The organism is Klebsiella sp. Q11 (genome assembly GCF_964241505.1).
Taxonomy (GTDB): domain Bacteria; phylum Pseudomonadota; class Gammaproteobacteria; order Enterobacterales; family Enterobacteriaceae; genus Klebsiella; species Klebsiella michiganensis.
The window spans coordinates 151,098-176,237 of record NZ_CAXSXW010000013.1 but is presented as its reverse complement, the minus strand read 5'-3'; the positions used below and the strand labels follow the sequence as shown (position 1 = coordinate 176,237).

General features: G+C 54.1%; 27 protein-coding genes. 13 read left to right on the top strand and 14 right to left on the bottom strand.

All coding sequences use genetic code 11. The features are described 5' to 3' along the window. Nucleotides 1-390: 390 nt before the first annotated feature. The 4 genes from ACESQ2_RS20795 to ACESQ2_RS20780 all read right to left on the bottom strand — a co-directional run bounded on the left by ACESQ2_RS20795 (nt 391) and on the right by ACESQ2_RS20780 (nt 4,572). On the bottom strand, nt 391-1,275 hold the full coding sequence (locus ACESQ2_RS20795; RefSeq protein ID WP_032750841.1) for a LysR family transcriptional regulator: 885 nt from the start codon (nt 1,273-1,275) through the stop codon (nt 391-393). A gap of 97 nt (nt 1,276-1,372) precedes the next feature. Beyond that, complete coding sequence (locus ACESQ2_RS20790) at nt 1,373-2,629, bottom strand: nucleoside permease (RefSeq protein ID WP_014230308.1); 1,257 nt, start codon at nt 2,627-2,629, stop codon at nt 1,373-1,375. A gap of 60 nt (nt 2,630-2,689) precedes the next feature. Beyond that, nucleotides 2,690-3,523 carry a xanthosine phosphorylase gene (xapA, locus tag ACESQ2_RS20785; protein ID WP_014230309.1) on the bottom strand — a complete coding sequence of 278 codons (834 nt, stop codon included), beginning with the start codon at nt 3,521-3,523 and terminating at the stop codon, nt 2,690-2,692. 122 nt (nt 3,524-3,645) lie between these two features. Further along, complete coding sequence (locus tag ACESQ2_RS20780) at nt 3,646-4,572, bottom strand: LysR family transcriptional regulator (RefSeq protein ID WP_032693079.1); 927 nt, start codon at nt 4,570-4,572, stop codon at nt 3,646-3,648. Between the two features lie 89 nt (nt 4,573-4,661). On the opposite strand from ACESQ2_RS20780, the gene ACESQ2_RS20775 reads away from it, so the two are divergent. After that, the gene (locus ACESQ2_RS20775) at nt 4,662-5,660 is read left to right on the top strand and encodes a bile acid:sodium symporter family protein (RefSeq protein ID WP_004852990.1); all 999 of its coding nucleotides are present in this window, start codon (nt 4,662-4,664) and stop codon (nt 5,658-5,660) included. Here the strand turns inward: ACESQ2_RS20775 and ACESQ2_RS20770 are convergent. The 3 genes from ACESQ2_RS20770 to zipA form a co-directional block, all read right to left on the bottom strand. Next, on the bottom strand, nt 5,657-5,875 hold the full coding sequence (locus ACESQ2_RS20770) for a DUF3820 family protein (RefSeq protein ID WP_004852992.1): 219 nt from the start codon (nt 5,873-5,875) through the stop codon (nt 5,657-5,659). The two genes, ACESQ2_RS20775 and ACESQ2_RS20770, sit on opposite strands and share 4 nt — an antisense overlap. Then, on the bottom strand, nt 5,868-7,892 hold the full coding sequence (ligA, locus tag ACESQ2_RS20765; RefSeq protein WP_219558538.1) for an NAD-dependent DNA ligase LigA: 2,025 nt from the start codon (nt 7,890-7,892) through the stop codon (nt 5,868-5,870). Before ligA ends, ACESQ2_RS20770 begins: the two co-directional genes overlap by 8 nt. A gap of 74 nt (nt 7,893-7,966) precedes the next feature. Then, nucleotides 7,967-8,980, bottom strand: coding sequence for a cell division protein ZipA (gene zipA / locus ACESQ2_RS20760; RefSeq protein WP_014230313.1), 1,014 nt, complete (start codon nt 8,978-8,980; stop codon nt 7,967-7,969). Between the two features lie 230 nt (nt 8,981-9,210). On the opposite strand from zipA, the gene cysZ reads away from it, so the two are divergent. From cysZ to crr, 5 genes are all read left to right on the top strand, one after another. Beyond that, a complete protein-coding gene (gene cysZ, locus ACESQ2_RS20755; protein ID WP_009654873.1) occupies nt 9,211-9,972 on the top strand; it encodes a sulfate transporter CysZ in 762 nt (253 codons plus the stop codon). A 159-nt stretch (nt 9,973-10,131) separates the two neighbouring features. Beyond that, on the top strand, nt 10,132-11,103 hold the full coding sequence (cysK, locus tag ACESQ2_RS20750; RefSeq protein WP_046878226.1) for a cysteine synthase A: 972 nt from the start codon (nt 10,132-10,134) through the stop codon (nt 11,101-11,103). Between the two features lie 381 nt (nt 11,104-11,484). Next, entirely contained in the window at nt 11,485-11,742 is a 258-nt protein-coding gene (gene ptsH, locus ACESQ2_RS20745; RefSeq protein WP_002913505.1) for a phosphocarrier protein Hpr, read from the top strand. A 44-nt stretch (nt 11,743-11,786) separates the two neighbouring features. Beyond that, on the top strand, nt 11,787-13,514 hold the full coding sequence (ptsI, locus tag ACESQ2_RS20740; RefSeq protein WP_032750846.1) for a phosphoenolpyruvate-protein phosphotransferase PtsI: 1,728 nt from the start codon (nt 11,787-11,789) through the stop codon (nt 13,512-13,514). A 42-nt stretch (nt 13,515-13,556) separates the two neighbouring features. Then, nucleotides 13,557-14,066 (top strand): PTS glucose transporter subunit IIA, encoded by a 510-nt coding sequence (gene crr, locus ACESQ2_RS20735; protein WP_000522253.1) that lies wholly within the window; start codon nt 13,557-13,559, stop codon nt 14,064-14,066. Nucleotides 14,067-14,107: 41 nt separating this feature from the next. Here crr and ACESQ2_RS20730 read toward each other — a convergent pair whose 3' ends face one another. After that, complete coding sequence (locus ACESQ2_RS20730; RefSeq protein ID WP_004104337.1) at nt 14,108-14,347, bottom strand: hypothetical protein; 240 nt, start codon at nt 14,345-14,347, stop codon at nt 14,108-14,110. Beyond that, a complete protein-coding gene (gene pdxK, locus ACESQ2_RS20725) occupies nt 14,344-15,210 on the bottom strand; it encodes a pyridoxine/pyridoxal/pyridoxamine kinase (protein WP_014230316.1) in 867 nt (288 codons plus the stop codon). Before pdxK ends, ACESQ2_RS20730 begins: the two co-directional genes overlap by 4 nt. 82 nt (nt 15,211-15,292) lie before the next feature. Between pdxK and ptsJ the strand changes: the two genes are divergently transcribed. Genes ptsJ through ACESQ2_RS20710 form a run of 3 tightly spaced genes read left to right on the top strand, consistent with a single transcriptional unit; the run spans nt 15,293 to nt 17,766 of the window. Next, nucleotides 15,293-16,591 (top strand): transcriptional regulator PtsJ, encoded by a 1,299-nt coding sequence (gene ptsJ, locus ACESQ2_RS20720; RefSeq protein WP_046878228.1) that lies wholly within the window; start codon nt 15,293-15,295, stop codon nt 16,589-16,591. Between the two features lie 14 nt (nt 16,592-16,605). Next, complete coding sequence (locus ACESQ2_RS20715) at nt 16,606-17,313, top strand: type 1 glutamine amidotransferase (RefSeq protein ID WP_224260799.1); 708 nt, start codon at nt 16,606-16,608, stop codon at nt 17,311-17,313. 45 nt (nt 17,314-17,358) lie between these two features. Next, complete coding sequence (locus ACESQ2_RS20710; RefSeq protein WP_224260800.1) at nt 17,359-17,766, top strand: nuclear transport factor 2 family protein; 408 nt, start codon at nt 17,359-17,361, stop codon at nt 17,764-17,766. On the opposite strand, the gene cysM is transcribed toward ACESQ2_RS20710, so the two are convergent. The 5 genes from cysM to cysP all read right to left on the bottom strand — a co-directional run bounded on the left by cysM (nt 17,763) and on the right by cysP (nt 22,549). After that, complete coding sequence (gene cysM / locus ACESQ2_RS20705) at nt 17,763-18,674, bottom strand: cysteine synthase CysM (protein ID WP_014230319.1); 912 nt, start codon at nt 18,672-18,674, stop codon at nt 17,763-17,765. The genes ACESQ2_RS20710 and cysM overlap by 4 nt on opposite strands. A 66-nt stretch (nt 18,675-18,740) precedes the next feature. Then, nucleotides 18,741-19,835 carry a sulfate/thiosulfate ABC transporter ATP-binding protein CysA gene (cysA, locus tag ACESQ2_RS20700; RefSeq protein ID WP_014230320.1) on the bottom strand — a complete coding sequence of 365 codons (1,095 nt, stop codon included), beginning with the start codon at nt 19,833-19,835 and terminating at the stop codon, nt 18,741-18,743. Next, nucleotides 19,825-20,700 (bottom strand): sulfate/thiosulfate ABC transporter permease CysW, encoded by an 876-nt coding sequence (gene cysW / locus ACESQ2_RS20695; protein WP_046878231.1) that lies wholly within the window; start codon nt 20,698-20,700, stop codon nt 19,825-19,827. Before cysW ends, cysA begins: the two co-directional genes overlap by 11 nt. Then, entirely contained in the window at nt 20,700-21,533 is an 834-nt protein-coding gene (gene cysT, locus ACESQ2_RS20690; protein WP_004123378.1) for a sulfate/thiosulfate ABC transporter permease CysT, read from the bottom strand. The genes cysW and cysT overlap by 1 nt, the downstream gene beginning before the upstream one ends. Beyond that, the gene (gene cysP, locus ACESQ2_RS20685; protein ID WP_014230322.1) at nt 21,533-22,549 is read right to left on the bottom strand and encodes a thiosulfate/sulfate ABC transporter substrate-binding protein CysP; all 1,017 of its coding nucleotides are present in this window, start codon (nt 22,547-22,549) and stop codon (nt 21,533-21,535) included. Before cysP ends, cysT begins: the two co-directional genes overlap by 1 nt. Before the next feature lie 394 nt (nt 22,550-22,943). Between cysP and ACESQ2_RS20680 the strand changes: the two genes are divergently transcribed. From ACESQ2_RS20680 to ACESQ2_RS20665, 4 genes are all read left to right on the top strand, one after another. Further along, nucleotides 22,944-23,444: an Arm DNA-binding domain-containing protein gene (locus tag ACESQ2_RS20680; RefSeq protein ID WP_224260802.1), complete on the top strand. Its 501-nt coding sequence runs from the start codon at nt 22,944-22,946 to the stop codon at nt 23,442-23,444. A gap of 53 nt (nt 23,445-23,497) precedes the next feature. Further along, nucleotides 23,498-23,719, top strand: coding sequence for a hypothetical protein (locus ACESQ2_RS20675; protein ID WP_224260803.1), 222 nt, complete (start codon nt 23,498-23,500; stop codon nt 23,717-23,719). Then, a complete protein-coding gene (locus ACESQ2_RS20670; RefSeq protein ID WP_265798102.1) occupies nt 23,700-24,287 on the top strand; it encodes a hypothetical protein in 588 nt (195 codons plus the stop codon). Before ACESQ2_RS20675 ends, ACESQ2_RS20670 begins: the two co-directional genes overlap by 20 nt. Before the next feature lie 157 nt (nt 24,288-24,444). Next, complete coding sequence (locus ACESQ2_RS20665; RefSeq protein ID WP_224260679.1) at nt 24,445-25,137, top strand: hypothetical protein; 693 nt, start codon at nt 24,445-24,447, stop codon at nt 25,135-25,137. The last annotated feature ends 3 nt before the right edge of the window (nt 25,138-25,140 follow it).

Here is a 25,140-nt window from a genome sequence, read left to right as displayed (position 1 = left end):
GGTCGTTAGCTCAGTTGGTAGAGCAGTTGACTTTTAATCAATTGGTCGCAGGTTCGAATCCTGCACGACCCACCAATGTAAAAAAGCGCCCTAAAGGCGCTTTTTTGCTATCTGCGATATATAAGACTCGAACCTGCCGCAGGTTCGAGTCGACAAAATTGTCGGGAACAATTTTGCACAACGCGTAGCGTTGCCCGAAGGGCGAGTCTCAGGATGAGACGAGTAGCGAAGAGAGACAACGGAGCCGCCTGCGGCGACGGCCCGGAGGGCGAGCGAAGCGAGTCATCCTGCACGACCCACCAATGTAAAAATGGCGCTGGCGGCGCTTTTTTGCTATCTGCGATAGACAAAGCCGACACGGGCCTTCATCTTGCTATCCGCCACTGACCATCAATTCACCAGCGCCGCAATCAGCTTCTCCAGCGCGGGCGTCGCCTGCTGTTGGTCATAGACGATATACAAATCTGCCGGTATGCGTTCTTCCAGCGGACGAAACACCACCCCCGGCCACGTCATTTGCGCATAGCTATCAGCGATGAGCGTAATACCTATCCCCATACTGACCATCGCCAGAACCGTTTGCGGCTCCATCACTTCACGGATAATCATCGGCGAGAATCCGGCGCTCTGGCACACGCGCTGCAAAAACGTCCAGTCGGTATGTATTGAAGGCATGGTGACAAAATATTCGTTACGCAAAGCCGCAAGCGGGATCGCCTTACGCGCGACAAGCGGATGCTCTTCCGGCATGGCCACCAGAAAAGAGGATTCGTGCAAGCGCAGGCTGGTAAATCCAGGAGAAGGCGCTGTCGCCATCCGCCAGACGCCGGCGTCCAGCTCGCGTCGTTCCAGCATCGCCATCTGCATGGCGGGCATGTTCTCGCGAAAAAGCACCTCTACGTTAGGGTTCTCTTTCAAAAAACGCCGCATCACCGGACGCATTTTTCCCCACATAGCCGTACCTATCACGCCCAGCTCTACCCGTCCCGCCTCACCCCGCCCAATCTGTTCCACGCGCGCCAGCGCCTGATTCGCGCTGGAAAGCAGACGACGGGACTCCTCCATCAGGATTTTCCCTGCGTGGGTCAACGCTACGCTGCGGGAGTGGCGAACAAACAGCAGCGTGCCAAGCTGCTGCTCCAGGTCTTTAATGTGAATGCTGAGCGGAGGTTGCGACATGTTCAGACGGGCCGCCGCACGACCAAAATGCAGCTCTTCGGCAACAGCCAGAAAATAGCGCAATAACTTCAGATCGATACGATGCGTGCGTTCCATGGGTCATGCGCTCCTGAGGCATAAAGATAATGCGCAAAGTTACCACACTGCATCAGAAAAAATGAAACGGCGGAACATGTGCCGCCGCGGAAGAGGATTAATGCGTCAGCGCTTTTTTCATTAACTTCTCAGGTTCATGTTTATATTTGAAGAACGCGGCAAAAATAACCGCCAGCAGCAATGAATAGGCCGCGAACACCAGCCAGATGGTCTGCCACTCTTTTACGCCATCAACAGAGAAGTAATCCACGGCCATGCCGCTGAGAACCGAACCTACCCATGCGCCAACACCGTTCACCATAGTCATAAACAACCCCTGCGCACTGGCGCGAATATGCGCCCCCGCCTCTTGCTCTACGAACACCGACCCTGAAATATTAAAGAAGTCGAATGCGCAGCCGTAAACGATCATCGACATCAGCAGCAGAACAAAACCGAACGGAGAGGGATCGCCAAAGGCAAAAAAGCCAAAGCGCAGCGTCCACGCCAGCATACTCATCAGCATGACCGTTTTAATGCCAAAGCGTTTCAGAAAGAATGGAATGGTGAGAATAAAGGCAACTTCCGCCATCTGCGAGACCGAAAGCAAAATAGAGGGATAGCGTACGACAAAGCTGTCGGCAAACGCCGGGTTGCGGGCGAAATCATGCAGAAAGGGGTTACCGAAGACGTTGGTTATTTGCAGTACCGCCCCGAGCATCATCGCGAAGAAAAAGAAAATGGCCATCCGCGGATTTTTAAACAATACGAATGCATCCAGTCCCAGCCTCGTGGCCAATGTAGCGCCAGGTTTTTTCTCGGTCACAGCAATTTTCGGTAGCGTAAGTGCATAAATCGCCAGTAATAACGACGCGGCAGAGGCGATATACAGCTGCGCGCTGCTCAGCTCCAGCCCCATCAGGCTCACCGTCCACATGGCGACAATAAAACCAAGAGTGCCAAATACGCGAACAGGAGGAAACGCGGTCGCCGGATCCTGGCCGGACTGCGCCAGACATGAATAGGAGATGCTATTAGACAACGAGATAGTCGGCATATAGGCCATCGCGTTAATCAGCATTACCCAGAACATCGTCTCCGGATCGGTGACGGTCGTTGCATAAAGAAGCACGCCCGCGCAGACCAGGTGGCAGAGCATATAGGCCCGTTCTGCACGTAGCCATTTATCGGCAACGATCCCCATAATGGCGGGCATGATAATGGCCGCCAGCCCTTTGGAACTATAGACAATGCCGACATTTGCCCCGGTGAAATGCAGTGTGTTTATCATGTAAGAACCCAGGGTGACCAGCCAGCTACCCCAGATAAAATATTGCAAAAACGACATGAGTTTTAAGCGAGAGGCGATACCCATTTTTCCGTTCCTTGCCATTAAAGTAAGACCCCGCAAGCGGGGTCAATATTTATTATTTTTTCAGGCCAGTTTGCGTAAGAAGCCGCAGATCAGGTTAATAAAGTTCTGCCGGGAGAGTTCGGCCGCTGCCAGGGTTTGCGCGTGAGATAGTTTCACATCGCCGAGGCCCTCAGCCAGATTGGTAATGGCTGAGACGGCCACCACTTTCAGCTCGCAATGGCGGGCAGCGATGACTTCCGGCACGACGGACATCCCCACCACATCGCCGCCGATAATCTGCATCATGCGAATCTCCGCCGCCGTTTCAAAATTCGGCCCGGGATAAGAGACAAATACGCCTTCAGTCAGCGGAAACCCCTCCTCCTCCGCTACGCGCTGCAGAACGGCGCGGTAATCCGCGTCATAGGCGTTGGCCAGGGAGAAGAAGCGTTCGCCGAAGCGCTCATCATTCAGGCCCACCATTGGCGTACCCGGCATCGTGTTAATATGATCGCTGAGCGCCACCAGACTTCCCGGCCCCACTTCCGGACGTAAAGAACCGGCAGCGTTAGTACAAAACAGCAGTTCACACCCCAGCAGCTTTAGCGTCCGGATGGCGTCAGTCATCACCGTCATGCCCCGACCTTCATAGAAGTGCCCACGCCCTTTCATGCAGGCAACGGGTACGCCGGCCAGATTTCCAAGCACCAGTTCACCGGCATGGCCGTGCACGGTACTCACCGGAAAGCCGGGCAGCTTTTCGTAAGATATCGCCACCGCATCTTCAATTTGTTCCGCCAGCGCCCCTAGACCCGACCCCAGGATAAAGGCCACCCGCGGCGTAAAATCCGGCTTATATCCGCGAATAATATCGGCGCTATACCAGGGATTCTGTGAGAAAAGCGTGTCGCTCATAAGCTGTCCTTAAAAACTGAAAGATCGATAAAGTGATTGGCTACCATGCTGTTATAACGATGCTACGCAATCGATTACCAATACAGTTTTCCCGGACGTTTGATATTAAAAAGCTATTGATTTCATTTCTGATACAAGGGGTCGTTTTCACGTAAGGCGGTCAGCTGGCCAGCCTGCTGCCGCACCACCTCCCACAGCGCTTCTGCAGCTGTCGATAGCGAGCGGTTTTTACGCCGCGCCAGCATCAGCTGGCGTTCCACCACCGGGGTGAGCCGCTTCACCTGCAGATGACTTCCCTGAGGAAGCGGCAGCGCTAACGCAGGTAGGATGCTGATGCCTATCCCCGACTCAACCATTGGAAATAGCGTGGCCGGATGACCGATTTCCTGCACGATATTTGCGGTAACGGCGAATCCCGCGAGCGCGGCGTCAATCAGCGGCCGGCTACCCGAAGCATAATCCTGCAAAACCAGCCGCTGGTCATGCAGCGCATGCCAGCTCACCGCGTCCCTTTTAGCGAAAGGGTGATCGCGACGGCAAAGCAGCAGGAAAGGTTCAGCGAGAACCGCCTCACACTGCAAATCGGTCGCGGCGCCAGGGTCGATAACAATGCCAAAATCCACTTCTCCCTGACGGATGCTCTCCAGCACCCACTGCTGGGGGCGATCGTGCAGAACGAAATCTATCTCCGGATAGCGACGGTTGCTGTAGGCGATGCACTGCGGGATCAGATGGGCGGAAATGGTCTGGCTGGCCGCCACCCGCACGGTTCCCATAAGCTGCTGCCCGACGCGCCCGGCCTCACGCAACGTGCCGTTTAACTCATCCAGCAGGCGCTCAAGCCGGGCCGCCAGCTGCTGTCCAGCTTCCGTGAGCACCACTTCGCGCGTCGTTCGGTCAAGCAGGCGTACGCCGGTCTGATGTTCCAGCTCTTTCACGCTGTGGCTTACCGCTGACTGACTCAGGCCAATACTCTCCCCTGCCCGGCTAAAGCTTTTGACGCGAGCAACGGTCACAAAAACCTTCAACTGACGTAGCGAATAATTCATCTCTTTTTTTCATGAATAGATGCAATAAATCGATTTTATTTCTCAAACTAAAGAAAGCACAATAGCGACATCGATTTTCAGGAGCGTTTATGAAATTTTTCCGCATTCTTGATCCATTCACCCTAACGTTAGTCACCGTCGTCCTGCTGGCCTCTTTTTTTCCTGCTCGCGGCGGATTTGTCCCCTTCTTTGAGCATTTAACTACCGCCGCCATCGCGCTGCTGTTCTTTATGCACGGCGCCAAGCTCTCCCGTGAGGCGATCGTTGCCGGAGGAAGCCACTGGCGTTTACATCTCTGGGTCATGTGCAGCACGTTTATCGTTTTTCCCGTGCTTGGCGTGCTGTTTGCCTGGTGGGCGCCTGTCAACGTCGATCCGGCGCTCTATACCGGGTTTATTTATCTCTGCATTCTTCCCGCCACCGTCCAGTCAGCCATTGCGTTTACCTCTCTGGCGGGCGGCAACGTGGCGGCTGCGGTATGCTCGGCTTCGGCCTCAAGCCTGCTGGGGATCTTCATTTCGCCGCTGCTGGTCGGCCTGTTGATGAACCTGCACGGTGCGGGGGGGAGTCTGGAGCAGGTTGGCAAAATCATGCTGCAGCTGCTGCTGCCGTTTGTGCTGGGACATCTCTCTCGTCCATGGATTGGCAACTGGGTGGCAAAACATAAAAAGTGGATCTCGAAAACCGACCAGACCTCCATCCTGCTGGTGGTCTATTCGGCGTTCAGCGAGGCGGTTGTTAACGGTATCTGGCACAAAGTCGGCGTTGGTTCGCTGCTGTTTATCGTTATTGTCAGCATGGTGCTGCTGGCGATTGTGATTGCGATTAACGTCTTTGTGGCGCGCAGGTGCGGGTTTAATAAAGCGGATGAAATTACGATTGTCTTTTGCGGGTCGAAAAAGAGCCTGGCGAACGGCATTCCGATGGCCAACATTCTCTTCCCGACCTCTATCCTGGGGATAATGGTTCTCCCGCTGATGATCTTCCATCAGATTCAGCTTATGGTCTGTGCGGTGCTGGCGCGGCGCTATAAGCGCCAGGCCGAAGCGTTACAGGCGCAGGAGAAAAGCCGCGCCTCCGAAGCCTAACGCGGGCGCTTAAGGGGCTCGACCAGGCTGGTCAGCCCCTCCGTTTTAATCAATAGCGTTAATGCCATCAGCTCGCCAAGATGCCCGGCGGGAAATTGATCCTTACGGGCAAACCACAGCAAATACTCTTCCGGCACATCGATTAAGCGCCGCCCTTTGTATTTACCAAACGGCATTTCCGTATTGGCAATCTCAATAAGCCGATCTTTATCCACGCGACTCTCCGAGCAGACGCAGCATTTCGTCTTCATCGATCACCGCAATTCCCAGCTCCTGCGCTTTGGCAAGCTTAGAGCCCGCCGCCTCCCCGGCGATGACCAGGTCGGTCTTCTTCGACACGCTGCCCGCCACCTTCGCCCCCAGCGCAACCAGCCGGGCTTTCGCATCGTCACGGGAGAGCTGACTCAGGCTACCGGTCAGAACCACCGTTTTGCCGGCAAAGGGGCTATCAATCTCTTCCGCATTGACCACGACTGGCGCCGGCCAGCGGACGCCTTCTTTACGCAGCTGAGCAATCACTTCGCGGTTGCTCTCTTCGGCAAAGAAATTACGCACGTGCGTGGCAACCACAATCCCGACATCGGGCACTTTTTGCAGATCGTCAATTGAAGCCTGCTCCAGCGCCTCAATGGTGCCAAAATGGGCCGCTAAACCGGCTGCGGTCGCCTCACCGACTTCGCGGATCCCCAGCGCATACAGGAAACGGGCAAAAGTGGTCTCTTTGGACTTCTCCAGGGCATCCACCACGTTCTGTGCTGATTTGGGCCCCATGCGATCGAGCCCGGTGAGTTTACCCGGCGTCAGTTGGAAGAGATCGGCCGGCGTATGCACGTACTCTTTTTCAACCAGCTGATCGATGATTTTATCGCCCATACCGTCAACGTCCAGGGCGCGACGGGAGACAAAATGCTTGAGCGCTTCTTTACGCTGGGCGCCGCAGATCAGACCGCCGGTACAGCGCGTCACCACTTCGCCTTCCACGCGTTCAACGTCGGAATGACATACCGGACAATGGGTGGGGAACACGATCTCACGCGTCTCCTCCGGGCGTTCTGAGAGCACGACGTTCACGACCTGAGGGATAACATCGCCGGCGCGGCGAATGACCACCTTATCGCCGATACGCAGCCCCAGACGCTCAATTTCATCAGCATTATGCAGCGTCGCGTTGCTGACCAGGACCCCGGCGACGTGTACCGGCTCCAGACGCGCAACCGGCGTGATGGCGCCAGTGCGCCCGACCTGAAACTCAACGTCGCGCACGAAAGTCATCTGTTCCTGCGCCGGAAACTTAAACGCCACCGCCCAGCGCGGCGCGCGGGCTACGAAGCCAAGCTGTTCCTGCAGCGCCAGCGAATCGACCTTGATGACCACGCCGTCGATATCAAACCCCAGCTTCGGCCGATCCTCTTCAACCTGGCGATAGTAAGTAAGCACTTCCTCTGGCGTATGGCAGAGCTTTACACGCTCGCTGACCGGCAGCCCCCAGGACTTAAACTGCTGCAAGCGCGCCGAGTGGCTGGCAGGCAGCTCGCCGCCTTCCAGCACGCCCACGCCGTAGCAAAAGAAAGTGAGTGGACGCTTCGCGGTAATTCGCGGATCGAGCTGGCGTAAAGACCCCGCCGCCGCGTTACGCGGGTTAGCAAAGACTTTACCTCCGGTTCGCCGCGCCTCTTCATTAATTTTTTCAAACCCTGCCTGCGGCAGGAACACCTCTCCGCGCACCTCAAGCCGCTGCGGAATATTGTCACCACGTAGCTTCAGGGGAATCGCGCGGATGGTACGCACGTTGGAGGTAATATCTTCACCGGTCGTTCCATCGCCGCGGGTCGCCGCCTGCACCAGCAGGCCGTTTTCATACAGGATACTGACCGCCAGGCCATCCAGCTTGAGCTCGCAGCAGTAAGTCAGGTTATCGGTATTTTTCAGGCGATCCTGTACCCGCTTGTTGAACGCGAGGAAGCTATCCTCATCAAAAACGTTGTCCAGCGACAGCATCGGGACTTCATGGCGAATCTGGCTAAAAGAGGCTAACGGTGCGGCACCGACGCGCTGGGTGGGCGAGTCCGGGGTGATCAGCTCAGGGTGCTGAGCTTCCAGCTCGCGCAGTTCGCGCATTAACCGATCGTATTCCGCATCAGGGATTTCCGGCGTATCCATGACGTGGTAGAGATATTCATGATGGCGAAGCGTGGTTCGCAGTTCAGTCAGTTTTTGTTCGTTCGATTCCATATCACACCATCAATGATAAAAAACCCCCGACGGGCGGGGGTTCAGGATAAGTAGATGAAACGCAAGAAGATGAATCAGGCGTTAGCCTCTTTCACTTCACGAATTCGGTCTTGATATTCACGCAATTTTTGCGGCGTCATCATACGACGCTGGTCATCCAGCACTACGCCGCCGACTTCATCGGCAATGTACTGCGCGGACTGCAGCATCAGCTTAAAGTTTTGCAGTTCATCGCCAAAGGACGGAACCTGCATAAAGATAGTCACCCCGGGCGTCATCATATCCGCCATGCTGTCAGGATTGAAGGTGCCAGGCTTAACCATATTGGCCAGACTGAAGAGCACCTGACCGCTGCCGTCCGGGCTGAGGTGGCGATGGAAAATATTCATATCGCCAAATTTGAAGCCCGCCTGCTGGATGCTATTGATGAGTAGCTCGCCGTTGAGCTGCGAACCGTGGTGCGCAGCGACGTTCATCACGATGACCGTCTCCTTACGCTCTTTAGGCTGCGGCGCGGCCTGCTGCGGCTCAGGGGCCTGAGGTTCCGGCGCCGGCTGCGGCTCTGGAGCGGCGGCAGGTTGTTGAACCGGCTGCTGCACATGCTGAACGGGCTGCTGCGCATGCTGAACGGGTTGCTGCACATGCGGAACGGGCTGCGGCTGTACCGGCTGCTGAGGCGGCACAGCGCGCTGCGGCTGCTGGACCGGGGCCTGGGCGTGAACGGGCTGATGTTGCGGCGGCTGCGGTGCACGGACAGGCTCTTCCGGGCGCACAGGTGGCTGTTGCGCCTGACGCTCATAAGGAGGCTGATACTGGTGCTGCGGCTGACGAGGTGCTTCATGCTCCCCATGAACGCCATTCGGCGCATGACTGGTCCGATGAACCCGGACTTCACCAACGCCTTCAACATCGTCATCAAAGTCGTCGCCTTCCGACGCTTCATCGTCGCGAGACTTCATACGTTTCAGTGGGCGATCGCGAAACATCGAGGAGCGTTCTTTACGGCTGGTCCAGAAACCGTGCACCAGTAAAGCGATTATGGCGATCGCGCCAACAATGATTAATATCAGACGCAAATCCTGCATCATTATATTCTCTGTTGTTCTAACACCTTGCCACCACGGCAAACATTTACTCACTAAGAGTATTTGCCGATTACATCAAGTGCAAGTGCGTCGGGGGCTTTCACTACATAAAGATGAACTAAATCGTGCTTTTTGCTGTTTTTTCGAACATTTCCTAACTGGTTATTGTCTGCTAACCCGATAAAATAGCCCGGCATTCAGCCTGGATGTCAAAAAAGGAGCATTACCTGACTATGGTTTCATCATCCGTAACGACCCCGCGCAGTGGCGTCTACTATTTTTCGCAGGGTTGGAAGCTGATCGGGCTGCCGGGGATCCGTCGATACGTATTCCTCCCTTTACTCGTCAACATTATTCTGATGGGCGGCGCATTCTGGTGGCTGTTCACGCGTCTGGACAGCTGGATCCCTTCGTTGATGAGCCATGTTCCTGAATGGCTGCAATGGCTTAACTATCTGCTGTGGCCCATGGTGGTCATTTCTATTCTGCTTGTCTTCGGCTACTTCTTCTCGACAATCGCCAACTGGATTGCCGCGCCCTTTAGCGGCCTGCTGGCCGAGCAGCTTGAAGCGCGCCTGACGGGCGCGACGCCGCCGGACGTCGGGGTTTTCGGCATCCTGAAAGATGTGCCGCGCATCATGAAGCGCGAATGGCAGAAGTTCGCCTGGTACCTGCCGCGGGCCATCGTCCTTTTGCTTCTCTACTTTATCCCCGGTATCGGCCAGACCGTCGCCCCCGTGCTGTGGTTCCTGTTCAGCGCCTGGATGCTGGCGATTCAGTACTGCGATTACCCTTTTGATAACCATAAGGTGCCGTTTAAAACGATGCGTCAGGCGCTGCGCACGCGCAAAGTGACCAATATGCAGTTTGGCGCCCTGACCAGCCTGTTTACCATGATCCCGGTGCTAAACCTGGTCATCCTGCCCGTCGCGATTTGCGGCGCGACGGCGATGTGGGTCGATTGCTACCGTGACAAACACGCCATGTGGAAGTAGCGCTATCGCTTTCGGAGCGGCTTATGCCGCTCCTTATTACTTCTGGCTTGCCATTATTTCTCTTCTGAATATAGATATGCTAAATCCTTACTTCCGCATATTCTTTAAGCGGGTATGCTGAAGCCGTACTCCCAAATTTCATACAGTTAAGGACGGGCCATGAGTAAGATTTTTGAAGATAACTCCCTGACTATCGGCCATACGCCGCTGGTACGACTGAACCGCATCGGTAACGGACGCATCCTGGCAAAGGTAGAATCTCGTAACCCGAGCTTTAGCGTAAAATGCCGTATCGGTGCCAATATGATTTGGGATGCCGAAAAACGCGGCGTGCTGAAGCCCGGCGTTGAGCTGGTGGAACCGACCAGCGGTAATACCGGTATCGCGCTGGCGTACGTGGCTGCGGCGCGCGGTTATAAACTGACGCTGACGATGCCGGAGACCATGAGCATCGAACGCCGCAAGCTGCTGAAGGCCCTGGGCGCTAACCTGGTGCTGACCGAAGGCGCCAAGGGGATGAAAGGCGCCATCCAGAAAGCCGAAGAAATTGTCGCCAGCGACCCGGAAAAATTCCTCCTGCTCCAGCAGTTCAGCAACCCGGCAAACCCGGAAATTCATGAAAAAACCACCGGCCCGGAAATCTGGGAAGATACCGATGGTCAAATCGACGTCTTCATCTCCGGCGTCGGTACTGGCGGTACGCTGACCGGCGTGAGCCGCTATATCAAAGGCACCAAAGGTAAAAAAGATCTGATTACCGTTGCCGTTGAACCTACCGACTCCCCGGTTATCGCCCAGGCGCTGGCAGGCGAAGAGCTGAAGCCAGGCCCGCACAAAATCCAGGGTATTGGCGCAGGCTTTATCCCAGGCAACCTGGATTTGAAGCTGGTGGATAAAGTAGTGGCTATTACCAATGAAGAAGCCATTTCCACCGCCCGTCGCCTGATGGAAGAGGAAGGCATTCTGGCCGGCATCTCTTCCGGCGCTGCCGTTGCCGCTGCGCTGAAGCTGCAGGAGGATGAAGCCTTTACCAACAAGAATATTGTGGTTATCCTACCCTCTTCAGGTGAGCGCTATTTAAGCACCGCATTGTTTGCCGATCTCTTCACCGAGAAAGAACTGCAACAGTAATGCCAGCTTGTTAATATCGTGTAAAAAAGCACCTTTTCAGGTGCTTTTTTGTGGCGTACATCAAACTTTTACCCCTCCTGGCATTGATTCACTTCGTTGGGTCTGGTATTTAACCAGCACATTTATTTCGATGCGCGAAATTATTCCGATTTGGATTTCCATAAGCTGAATCGATTTTATGATTTGGTTCAAGTCTTCCTTTAGCGGCATAATGTTTAATGACGTGGTAGACGTTAACGGCCTGAAGGTTTCCACAGCAATTTTCCGCTGATGGTGCCGGAGCCGGATACGTGATGCCGGCGCTAACGATACAGGCTAAAGTTTGGCCGTTAGGCTAAACTTTAGGTCCACAACACTAAACCTATAAGTTGGGGAAATATAATGTTCCAGCAAGAAGTTACTATTACCGCTCCGAACGGTCTGCACACCCGCCCTGCTGCTCAGTTTGTTAAAGAAGCAAAAGGCTTCACTTCTGAGATCACTGTAACCTCCAACGGCAAAAGCGCCAGCGCCAAAAGCCTGTTCAAACTGCAGACTCTGGGCCTGACCCAGGGTACCGTTGTCACTCTCTCTGCCGAAGGCGAAGACGAGCAAAAAGCAGTTGAGCATCTGGTAAAACTGATGGCTGAACTCGAGTAAGTTCACGGGTTCTTTTTAATATCAGTCACAAGTAAGGTAGGGTTATGATTTCAGGCATTTTAGCATCCCCGGGTATCGCTTTCGGCAAGGCACTTCTGCTGAAAGAAGATGAAATTGTCATCGACCGGAAGAAAATTTCTGCCGATAAGGTTGATCAGGAAGTTGAACGTTTTCTGAATGGCCGCACCAAGGCCTCCGCCCAGCTGGAGGTCATCAAAACCAAAGCTGGTGAAACCTTCGGTGAAGAAAAAGAAGCCATCTTCGAAGGGCACATCATGCTGCTGGAAGATGAGGAGCTTGAGCAGGAAATCATAGCCCTGATTAAAGATAAGCATATGACTGCCGATGCGGCAGCCAATGAAGTTATCGAAGGTCAGGCTACTGCCCTGGAAGAACTGGATGACGAATACCTGAAAGAGCGTGCCGCTGACGTACGCGACATCGGTAAGCGCCTGCTGCGCAACATCCTCGGTCTGGCCATCATCGATCTGAGCGCGATTCAGGATGAAGTTATCCTGGTAGCCGCTGACCTCACCCCGTCTGAAACCGCACAGCTGAACCTGAACAAGGTGCTGGGTTTCATCACCGACGCGGGCGGCCGTACTTCCCATACCTCCATCATGGCGCGTTCCCTTGAACTGCCGGCCATCGTGGGCACCGGTAGCGTGACTACCCAGGTGAAAAACGGCGATTATCTGGTTCTCGACGCGGTGAATAATCAGGTTCTGGTTAACCCGAGCGATCAACAAATCGAAGAACTGCGCAACCTGCAGGCTCAGGTCGCTGAAGAGAAAGCGGAACTGGCTAAGCTGAAAGACCTGCCGGCCATTACGCTGGACGGCCATCAGGTTGAAGTCTGCGCCAACATAGGTACCGTACGCGACGTTGAAGGTGCCGAACGTAACGGCGCGGAAGGCGTTGGTTTGTATCGTACAGAATTCCTGTTCATGGACCGCGACTCGCTGCCGACTGAAGAAGAACAGTTCGCAGCATACAAAGCCGTTGCCGAAGCGTGCGGCTCGCAGGCGGTTATCGTTCGCACCATGGACATCGGCGGCGACAAAGAGCTGCCGTACATGAACTTCCCGAAAGAAGAGAACCCGTTCCTCGGCTGGCGCGCAGTGCGCATCGCCATGGATCGCAAAGAGATTCTGCGCGACCAGGTTCGTGCCATCCTGCGCGCTTCCGCTTTCGGTAAACTGCGCATCATGTTCCCGATGATCATCTCTGTTGAAGAAGTGCGTGCACTGAAGAAAGAGATCGAAATCTACAAACAGGAACTTAAGCTCGAAGGTAAGGCTTTTGATGAGGCAATTGAGATTGGCGTGATGGTGGAAACCCCAGCCGCTGCGACAATTGCGCGTCACTTAGCCAAAGAAGTTGATTTCTTTAGTATCGGTACCAATGATTTAACGCAGTATACTCTGGCAGTTGACCGTGGTAATGATATGATTTCACATCTTTACCAGCCAATGTCCCCGTCCGTGCTGACGCTGATTAAGCAAGTTATTGATGCTTCTCATGCTGAAGGCAAATGGACTGGCATGTGCGGTGAGCTTGCGGGCGATGAACGTGCTACACTTCTGTTGCTGGGTATGGGTCTGGACGAGTTCTCTATGAGCGCCATTTCCATCCCGCGCATCAAGAAGATTATCCGTAACACGAACTTCGAAGATGCGAAAGTATTAGCAGAGCAGGCTCTTGCTCAACCGACAACGGACGAGTTAATGACGCTGGTTAACAAGTTCATTGAAGAAAAAACAATCTGCTAATTCACGAGATGCGCGGCCCAAATTACTGCTTAGGAGAAGATCATGGGTTTGTTCGATAAATTGAAATCTCTGGTTTCTGATGATAAAAAAGACACCGGAACTATTGAGATTGTTGCCCCGCTCTCTGGCGAGATCGTCAACATTGAAGACGTGCCGGATGTAGTTTTTGCGGAAAAAATTGTGGGTGATGGCATTGCTATCAAACCTACTGGCAACAAAATGGTTGCGCCGGTAGATGGTACCATCGGTAAAATTTTTGAAACCAACCATGCTTTTTCAATCGAATCTGATAGCGGCATTGAACTGTTCGTTCACTTCGGTATTGATACCGTTGAGCTGAAAGGCGAAGGCTTCAAACGTATCGCCGAAGAAGGCCAGCGTGTGAAAGTCGGCGACCCGGTTATCGAATTCGATCTGCCGCTGCTGGAAGAGAAAGCCAAGTCTACCCTGACTCCGGTTGTTATCTCCAACATGGACGAGATCAAAGAGCTGATCAAACTGTCCGGTAGCGTAACCGTGGGTGAAACACCGGTTATCCGCATCAAGAAGTAATTCTTGCCGCAGAAGAATGGCGCCTCTCGGGCGCCATTTTTTTATCTCGCCGCTTTAAACGGCCGATAGCACTTCTCCCGCGAAAGTATTTTCATCCCTTCCGGGCCGCTTTCCAGAATCCGCTTCTCGCTGTCAGAAACCTGTAAATCACACTGATATCCGCCAACGGCGCCAAATAAAGATCCCACTTCGCAGACATCCTCAAGGGCTTCGCTGCCGGTGGTCTCAAAATGGCCGACGACTCTTCCCTGCTGACGCACCACTAAACGATAGCTCTTCATTCTCCCTCCCTATGCGGCGGAAGAATGAGCTCATCGCAGCCCTGTTCATTGGTCCAGGTCATAACCGCCAGCACCCGCTGCGCGGCAGCGTGGGCGGCCTCGCCCAGCGGCATTCCGCATACCAGGCCGCTCGCCAGCTCGGCGCAAAAAAGGTCGCCCGTTCCCTTCAGATCGGTTTCAACGCGCGGATGTTCAACCACCTCGACCGACTGCGCGCTAACCACCAGCACGTTGATCGTGGCGCTATTTTCTCCCGGCGCGCTGGTGATAACGACCCATTTCAGTGAATCAGAGAGCAGACTACGGGCGGCAATAATCGCCTCCTGCTGATTATGGCAAGGCAGACCGCTTAGCGTCTCCAGCTCAAACAGATTGGGCGTGATCCCCTGCGCCAGCGGGAGCAAATGCGTACGATAGGCTTCAGGGATCTCGGCCTTGACGTAAATACCGCTATCCACATCGCCAATGACGGGATCAACGAGAATACACAGTTCAGGATGCTGCTCGCGAATGCGCAGCAGCCATTGCGCCAGACGCTTAATCTGCACGGCGCTGCCCATATAGCCGGTCGTTACCGCCCGCAGCTCGCGCAGGGCGTCACGCTCCTCCAGCGCCTTTAAATAGCCGGCAAACCACTCTTCCGGGATAACGCCGCCATAGTAAGTATCATAGTGCGGCGTATTGCTGAACAGCACCGTCGGCACCGCGATGACCCGCAGGCCGTGCTGCTTTATCGCCGGTATCGCAATACTGTTGCCTACGCTGCCGTAGACCACCTGCGACTGCACGGCCACAATATCGACCTGAAGCGCCCGACTTTTATCGTTGAAGAGCACCGATTGTATTTCATCTTGCTGGCCCATCCTTTCTCCCCCCGCTGGACAGCGGGTCATACTCTGATTATCATTCGTCCTATGCTAAAATTCATTTTGTCATAGGTCAATAATGATCGTTGGAAAAACTGCCAGTGAGATCTTCGATAGCATCCGCCATCTGGTACAAAGCGGCGCACTCAAGCCTGGCGATGTTTTACCGCCGGTCCGCGAGCTGGCGGGCAAGCTGTCGGTTAACCGCAATACCGTCGCTGCCGCCTATAAGCGACTGGTGACCTCTGGCCTGGCTATCAGCAAGGGGCGTAATGGTACCGCCATTAAAACGCATAATACCCTTCCCGCCCTTGAAGGTGGCGATCCCTCTTCGCCGCTGAAGGATATCTCCAGCGGCAATCCCGACCCCGCTCGCCTGGCAAACCTCAAGCACTATCTCGGCGCAATTGCGCCAGCGCCTCGTCTGTACGGCGATGCGGCGGTTGAACCACGGCTGGCCGCGTGGGCCAGCCGCTGGGTTAACAACGATGTGAACCTGGATGCCGATATTAACCTTGCCAGCGGCGCAGTCGATGCGCTTGAGCGCCTGCTGTGCGCCCTGCTGCTGCCCGGCGATAGCGTGGCCATCGAAGACCCCTGCTTTCTCAGCAGCATCAATATGCTGCGCTACGCCGGTTTTAGCCCTTCGCCGGTACCGGTCGACGGGGAAGGCATGCAGCCTGAGGCCCTTGAAGAGGCGCTGCGCAACGGCGCCCGGGCGGTCATTATTACCCCGCGCGCGCACAATCCGACCGGCTGTAGCCTCAGCGAATCCCGCGCCCGGGCAATACGCGAAATACTGGCCCGCTATCCGCAGGTTCTGGTGATTGTTGACGACCATTTCGCGCTGCTCTCCGCCACGCCCTGGTACTCCCCTATCGCCGCGGAAAGTCAGCGTTGGGCGCTGGTACGCTCCCTGTCAAAAACCCTGGGACCAGATTTGCGTCTGGCCATCGTCGCCAGCGACGCTGACACGTCGGCGGCGCTGCGCCTGAGGCTTAATTCCGGTAGCCAATGGGTCAGCCATCTGTTGCAGGATCTGGTCATCGCCTGCCTTAACGACAACACCTTTATGGCCTCTCTGGCGGAAACCCGGCGCCACTATCGTCAGCAGCATGAAAAGCTGATTGCCGCCCTCGCCAGCCGCGGAATCACCCACCTGACGCCGGGAGACGGCCTTAATTTTTGGTTCCCGCTGGAAGAGCCGAGCCAGCCGGTAGCGCTCCGTCTGGCGCACGCCGGCTGGCTGGTTCGCGAAGGCGAAACGTTCGGCATTCGCGCCCCTTCGCACGGGCTGAGGCTGTCGCTTGCGACGCTCAGCGACAATGAAATGAATAAGCTCGCCAATGACTTATACCAGATATTACAACAACAGTGACGGGAGTTAACGCTATGCAGATCCACTTTATCGTCCATGAAGTCTTTGAAGCGCCGGGAGCTTACCTGCACTGGGCGCAGGCGCGCGGCTACGGTATCAGCTGGTCGCGGGTATACGCGGGGGACAGGCTACCGGAAAACGCCAACGCTTTTGATATGCTGGTTGTGCTCGGCGGTCCGCAGTCGCCGCGCACGACATTATCTGAGTGCCCCTGGTTTGATAGCCACGCCGAGCAGCGTTTGATTGCGCAGGCCATTGCCGCAGGACGGATCGTGGTAGGGATTTGCCTCGGCTCGCAGCTTATCGGTGAAGCGCTGGGCGCGCCGGTCATGCAAAGTCCGGAAAAAGAGGTGGGTCACTATCCCATCACGCTCACCACCGCGGGCCTGCAGGATGACAAACTGGCCCATTTTGGCCCCTCGCTGGTCGTCGGCCACTGGCATAACGATATGCCCGGCCTGACCCCGGAGGCGGAAGTGATGGCCTCCAGCGAAGGCTGCCCGCGGCAAATTGTGAAATACAGCGACCGGGTCTATGGCTTCCAGTGCCACATGGAGTTTGATGCTGAGGTCATCGAGCTGCTGATCGCCCATTCGCAGCAGGAGCTTAGCGCCGCCAGAGGCAGGCGTTTCATTCGTAGTGAACAGGAGATGCGTGCCTGGGATTATCGCGAAATGAATGAGAAGCTGTGGACGTTTCTTGATAAGCTGACGGCAAAGTAAGCAAAAGGCTTTTATTAAAGCCCGACAGTTTAAGGATCGCCAGAAATGCACAATCCCAACCCACAGCTTAAAGCCGCCATCGAAGCCTGCGATCGCGCTATCTCCCTGGAGGATTACGCGACACTGATGGAGTATTACGCTGAAGACGCCGCGCTGGTCGTCAAGCCAGGCATGGTGGTGCGGGGCAAAGAAAATATCCGCAACGCGTTTATCGCCATTGCCGACTATTTCCAGCACCGGCTGGTGGTGACGCAGGGAAAAATGGAGATTATCGAAGGCGGCGGCAATGCGCTGGTGATTATGGAGACCCGGCTGGATATCCCGACGGCGGAAGCCGGGATAACACAGGTCACGCGGCGCGCAACCTATGTCTTTCGTCAGCAGGGCGAACGCTGGCTCTGCACCGTGGATAACTCCTACGGTACGGACCTGCTCGACGCGCCCGAGGTTTAAATTCCCGCGCCCTGGGTAAAGTGCTCTTCGCCAAATACGCCGGTAGAAAGGTAGCGATCGCCGCGATCGCAAACGATCGCCACCACTACCGCGCCAGGATTTTCACCCGCCACGCGTAGCGCGCCCGCCACCGCGCCGCCGGAACTGACGCCGCAGAAAATTCCCTCCTTCACCGCCAGCATCCGCATGGTGTTTTCGGCATCCTGTTGATGGATATCGAGCACCGCGTCCACCAGCTGCGCGTTAAAAATGCCCGGCATATATTCGGCAGGCCAGCGGCGAATTCCGGGAATACTGCTCCCCTCTTCCGGCTGCAGCCCCACGATGCTCACCGCTTTATCCTGCTCGCGCAGAAAACGCGATACGCCGGTAATGGTGCCGGTGGTACCCATGCTGGAGACAAAATGGGTGATCCGCCCGTCGGTCTGCTGCCAGATTTCCGGCCCGGTAGTGGTGTAGTGCGCGTACGGGTTGTCCGGGTTGTTGAACTGATCGAGCAGCTTGCCTTCGCCGCGCTGCGCCATGGCTAACGCTAAGTCACGCGCGCCTTCCATTCCCTGCTCTTTGGTGACCAGAATCAGCTCCGCACCGTAGGCGCGCATGGCGGCACGGCGCTCCTGGCTCATGTTGTCCGGCATCAGCAGCTTCATCTGATAGCCTTTAAGCGCGGCGATCATCGCCAGCGCAATGCCGGTGTTGCCGCTGGTCGCTTCAATCAGCACATCTCCGGGTTTAATCTCTCCGCGCTTTTCGGCCTCGACAATCATCGACAGGGCCGCCCTGTCTTTCACCGACCCCGCCGGATTGTTGCCTTCAAGTTTGACCCAGATTTCGCTGCCGTTGTCCGGCCCCATGCGCTGCAGTTTGACCAGAGGCGTGTTGCCGATTGTTTGTTCTAATGTATTCACGGTTTTGCCCAATAAAAAGCCCGGTAAGCATTACGCCACCGGGCGAAAAACATACGCGATAACCTATCAGGCTGACTCCGCCAGAGCAATATCCTCGCGCGTCTCAATGCGTTCCTTCCCGTGATAAATACGGGCATGCTGCAGACCGACAAACAGGCGCTCTCCCCGGTGCGGCGGGACGTCGTCGCGCATGACCACGGTCAGCGGCTCGGTATACCAGCCCAGCGGTTGTACCACCAATTGCGTGTAGTGACCTTTAGGGCTAGCTTCCAGCACCTGCACCGGCAGCGGCGAATCCAGGCTGGTGCGGCGGCTGACGTCCACTTCCCACGGACGCAGGAACAGATCGACCGGCCCCTGATGCGCGGAGGTATAGCCCAGCGGCCAGCGGTGCGCCCCCACGTGGAACTGTCCGCCGCGAATGGTGCCCTGCAGACGGTTCACCTCGCCCATAAACTCCAGCACGAAGCGGGTCGCCGGTTCACGCCAGAGCTGCTCCGGCTCGTCAACCTGCTCAATGTTGCCCTGGCTCATGACCACCACGCGATCCGCGACTTCCATCGCCTCTTCCTGATCGTGGGTGACGAAGACGCTGGTGAACTTCAGCTCTTCATGCAGCTGACGCAGCCAGCGACGCAGCTCTTTACGCACCTGGGCGTCCAGCGCGCCGAAGGGTTCATCCAGCAGCAGTATCTGCGGTTCAACGGCTAACGCACGCGCCAGCGCCACGCGCTGCTTCTGCCCGCCGGAGAGCTGCGCCGGAAAGCGATCCGCCAGATGCGCAAGCTGTACCATCTCCAGCAGTTTGGTCACTTTCGCTTTGATGGCGGCCGCATTTGGGCGCTCGCGGCGCGGCAGTACGGTCAGGCCAAACGCAATATTGTCGAATACGTTCATATGGCGGAACAGCGCGTAATGCTGGAATACAAAGCCCACCTTACGATCCCGGGCATGCAAACGGCTCACGTCGGTGCCGTGAAAGCGGATGTGCCCGCTGGTCTGATGCTCAAGCCCGGCGATAATACGCAGCAGCGTGGTTTTACCGGAGCCAGACGGCCCGAGCAGCGCCACCATTTGTCCGGAAGGGATATCCAGCGAGATATCATTCAGCACCTGGGTGCGACCAAAAGACTTCTTAATATTGGCAATCTCAATGCTCATGATTTCCCTCCTGATGCTGACGTTTTTCCTGATTTTCTAAACGCCACTGCACCACACTCTTCAAAAACAGGGTCAAAATAGCCATCAGCGTCAGCAACGCGGCGGCAGTAAAGGAGCCGACAGTATTGTAGTCCTGCTCCAGCAGTTCAATCTGTAGCGGCAGCGACAGGGTTTCACCGCGAATAGAGCCGGAGACGACGGAAACGGCGCCAAACTCGCCAATCGCGCGGGCGTTGGTCAGCACCACGCCGTAAAGCAGCGCCCAGCGGATATTCGGCAGCGTGACGCGGCGGAACATCTGCCAGCCTGACGCGCCAAGCAGCACCGCCGCTTCGTCTTCGTTGCTTCCCTGGCTTAACATCACCGGCACCAGCTCGCGCACCACAAACGGACAGGTCACGAAGATGGTAACCAGCACCATGCCCGGCCAGGCAAACATGATCTGCAGGTTGTGCTCATCCAGCCAGCCGCCCAGCGGCCCGTTGGAGCCGTAAAAGAGCAGATAAACCAGGCCCGCCACCACCGGCGACACGGCAAAAGGAATATCCAGCAGGGTCAGCAGCAGCTGACGTCCCGGGAAGTTAAAGCGCGTCACCAGCCACGCCAGCAGGGTACCGAACACCAGGTTCACCGGCACGGTAATCAGCGCAATCAGCACGGTCAGCCAGATGGCGTGCAGCATATCCGGGTTCGCCAGGTTTTCCAGCGCCGGCATCAGCCCCTTGCTGAAGGCCTGAACGAAGATATACACCGTCGGCACAACGAGAATAAACGCGGAAACCAGCACGCCCGCACCGATCAGAAACCATTTACCCCAGTTGATGCGGGGCGCATCGTATCGCTTCAATTGCGTAACTTCCGCCATCAGTGACCTACCACACGTCGACCAAAGCGACTTTGCAGAGTGTTAATCGAGTACAGCAGCAGCAGCGAGGCCGCGAGGATCACCGAAGCAATCGCGCTCGCCGCCGGGTAATCAAACTCCTGCAAACGGATAAAAATCATCAGCGAGGTCACTTCCGTTTTCCACGCAATGTTGCCGGCGATAAAAATCACCGCGCCGAACTCACCGAGGCTGCGGGTAAAGGACAGCGCAACGCCCGCCATCAGCGCCGGGGAGAGCTCCGGCAGCACCACCTTGCGAAAGCTCTGCCAGCGCGTGGCGCCCAGGGTTTCCGCCGCTTCTTCATATTCCGGGCCCAACTCTTCCAGCACCGGCTGCACGGTACGCACCACAAACGGGATGCTGGTAAAGGCCATGGCCACCGCGATACCGAGCCAGGTATAGGTGACTTTAATATCAAATTTCGCCAGCCACTCGCCGTACAGCCCGTTCACGGAGAAGAGCGAGGCGAGGGTTAAGCCGGCAACGGCCGTCGGCAGCGCAAACGGCAAATCCATCAGCGCATCAAGCAGCGTGCGGCCCGGGAAGCGGTAGCGGGTTAAGATCCACGCCATCAGCAGGCCGAACACGCCGTTAAAAATGGAGGCGACAAACGCCGACAGCAGCGTCACTTTATAGGCAGCCACCACCTGCGGGTTGGTCACCACGTCCCAGTACTGCGCCCAGCTCATCTGGGCAAGCTGCATCACCAGCGCGCTGAGCGGCAACAACAGGATCAGGCAGACGAACAGCAGGCTGGTCCCGAGGCTTAAGGTAAAGCCCGGCAGCACGCGTTTAGTCGATACTGCAAACATTACTTACGCCCCGCCGCCAGCAGTTTGTCCAGCTCACCGCCGCTGGCAAAATGGGTTTTCATCACATCAGGCCAGGAGCCAAATTTATCTTCCACGCGGAACAGTTCGGTCTGCGGGAATTTATCTTTCAGTTTGTTCATCACGTCCGGGTTATTCACGCGGTAGTAGTAATCGGTAATGATGGTCTGCGCCTGCGGGCTGTACAGGTAGTTGAGATAGGCTTTTGCCGCTTTCTCGGTACCGTTGGCCTGGACGTTTTTATCCACCCACGCCACCGGGAACTCGGCCAGGATGTTGGTCTTCGGGATAACCACCTCAAAGCCCTGCGCTTCATACTGTTTGCGGATGTTATTCACTTCCGATTCGAAGCTGATCAGCACATCGCCCAGACCGCGCTCGGCGAAGGTCGTGGTAGCCCCGCGACCGCCGGTATCAAACACTTCGACGTTTTTCAGGAACTGGGTCATGAACTGCTCGGTTTTCGCTTTATCGCCGCCGTCAGCCTTGTCCGCCGCGCCCCACGCCGCTAAATAAGTGTAACGCGCGTTGCCGGAGGTTTTTGGGTTCGGGAAAATCAGCTTCACGTCGGAACGCACTAAGTCATTCCAGTCGTGGATATTCTTCGGGTTGCCTTTACGCACCAGGAAGCCCATGGTGGAGTAAAACGGCGAGCTGTTATTCGGCAGACGGCTTTGCCAGTCGGCGGGGATCAGCTTGCCTTTGTCGTGCAGAATCTGGACATCGGTCACCTGATTGTAGGTCACCACGTCGGCCTTCAGCCCTTGCAGAATCGCCAGCGCCTGTTTTGATGACCCGGCATGAGATTGTTTAATCGTCAGCTTATCGCCGCCGTTATCTTTCGCCCACTGCTGTTCGAACTGCGGGTTAAGGGCGGCAAACAGCTCGCGGGAAACATCGTAGGAACTGTTCAGCAATTCCGTCGCCTGCGCCTGCGCGACCAGCAGCACAGAAGCAGCCAGCGCCAGATATCCTTTTTTTAGTGATTTAACGGCCATTGCGCACCCTTATCAATATGATGATTTTCTGCTGATCATCATATTTATAACGGCTATGAAAGGAGTAACGGTTTTATATACCGTTTGGCGATTTGGAAGTCGAAAAGAGAATAAGGGAATGGCAAAGCTTATCTGAATCACGCATGCAGAACCGGAAAACGTTCGACTCCTGCCGGCCGCGCCGAACGGTCCCCTCTCCATGCGGGGAGAGGAATATTCAAAATCACTGACTATAATTTAATCGCAAGCTTATTATAACCCACTGATTAACAAGCCAATTTAACAGTTGTGCAATCCCAAGTGAATGCATACGATTTCAACGTAACAGCACCCACAACAACACCCGCTGTTATGCAAATTGTATGCACCGCTTATGCAAAAGGAGAAAGCAACGATGCGGTTAAATGATAGTGTGATCGGCGGACTACGCGCAAAAGATTCAGCTTACTACGTTTTCCGGGACGATGGTACAAGGGGAACCGGACGGTTAGGTATCAAAATTTTCCCTTCAGGACGTAAATCTTTCGTCTATCGTTTTCAGGCTGGCGGCAAACGTAAGTTTAAAACCCTGGGAGACTGGCCTCATTTCACGCTCGAACAGGCGACACAACGTTATGCTGAACTGGCAGGTATGGCGCACCAGGCGCGTTCTGACGCGATGGGTAAAAAAATGCGCACCGGAACACTGCGCGAGCTATTCGGGGCTTTCATAGCGTATAAATCTCGCTCAGGCCATCGCAGTCCGATTGGTCAATACGGCGCACTCCTTGAGCAATTAATTAAACTAAAACATTTTACAGGTGATGAATCAGCTAACGAGATTACATCAGTACAGATTACCCGCTGCATACAGCACTGGACAAAACAGGGTTTTATGTCAAGGCGAAAGAAGTAAGGAAAAAGCTTCATGCTCTGTACGAATATGGTGTCGTAGCTGATAACGATCCCATGAGCGATACAGTTTGTAATGGTGTGCAGTTTCAAATTACTCCTAATCCTGTCCGGAATGTTCAGAATATTGACGCCGGAACACCAGGTGAGCGTTATCTCGATTTCAAAGAATTGCGTTATTTGTTAAGCCTGCTTAATAATGAAAAGGATATTTTGCCACCAGATGTTCATAGTTTGATTGAGCTGGTTTTCTATACATGTGGACAACGTCCTTTTTGAGTTATGTCACTTACAAAAAAGCAGATATCTTCCGGAACAAAATAAAATCACTCTTGCTAAAGAGCTCTCGAAAACAGGAATTGAAACAGTAATCTATATCAGTAATAAAGCCAGAGAAATCCTGGACGAACAGGCAGCGCGATATCCTGAAAGCGATTTCTACTTTCCTAATGTTAACTATGTGGAACAATTAAAGATATACAAAAAGAAAATTAAAGGAAGTCCCGTTATCAGTGTTGAAAAACCAACAATTGGCCTTAACAGTGACGCATGGAAGAAGCATATGAATGATTTTACCAAGAAACATTTTGATAAGTCATTCACGATGCGGGATATACGCCGTACATTTAAAACTCTGGCTGGGATGCTGCATTTTACTGAAAACGAACGAGACATTGTAAATCAGCATGTAAACAAAACAATCAGTAAAAAGCACTATGATAAATATGATTATTTCATTGAGAAACGTGAAACAACTGAAAAATGGGTAAAAGCTTTAAATTTATTATTATCAATTGAGGGACTTAAAGAAATTGAAATGATAGTTGAGAACCAAAATTCTCTTTGAATCATTCGCATGATGATTATTAATTGAATATCAATTTACGGCCTGAATTTTAATGAAAAAATTCAGGCTTCTTTTATTATTAATGTGATCGTTGCCACGTTATTAAATTATATAAATATGTGATTTTGTACTTTCAATGAAAGGAGATGAGTCACGCATGTATTTTTTTCAGAAAGATAAAACCATCCATCAGTATATATGCCAACATAAACTATGGGTTCTAGGGCGTGTCGTTGATTTATATAACAGCAATGCAAATAAAGAAGAAAAAATGTTAGAGCCACTCTGGAGGAGATACCATGAAGGTTTAGAGGGGATCATGGTGTTTTTTTCACGAATAGAAGCGGCAATATACAGCATTCATCTGGAGAAAAAATTCGAGGAAAAATGGGTAGTTTATTCTTTGAATGAGCTAAATATTAAAGAAATGATGATACATAATCAGATTGTTAAAAACACTGACGATTATAATGTATTGCTTAGTGCAGGTTTTTGGGCAAATAAAGATAACCAACTATTGTATTCAGGTTATCATTTGGTACAGGTTACGATTCCAGTTACCTTTAATTCCAATGCTGTAGCAAATGAACAAGGTCATGCAATATTGCGAATAACTTCAAGCGTCATTGAACAATTTCAAAAACACTGGAAAGGAAGATATTCAAATTTCAAAGATTATACTGAATTTCTTGCAGGCTCGAATAAAAAAGTCATTCAAGAACAAGCCTTAACCGCATACAACAATTTAAACTTATCTGAATGTAATGGCATAAACGACTGTCAATATATTACCACCTGGCAAAATAATTGGATTTTTAATAATCCAGAAATTTTAAATTTGATTAAATGAGGA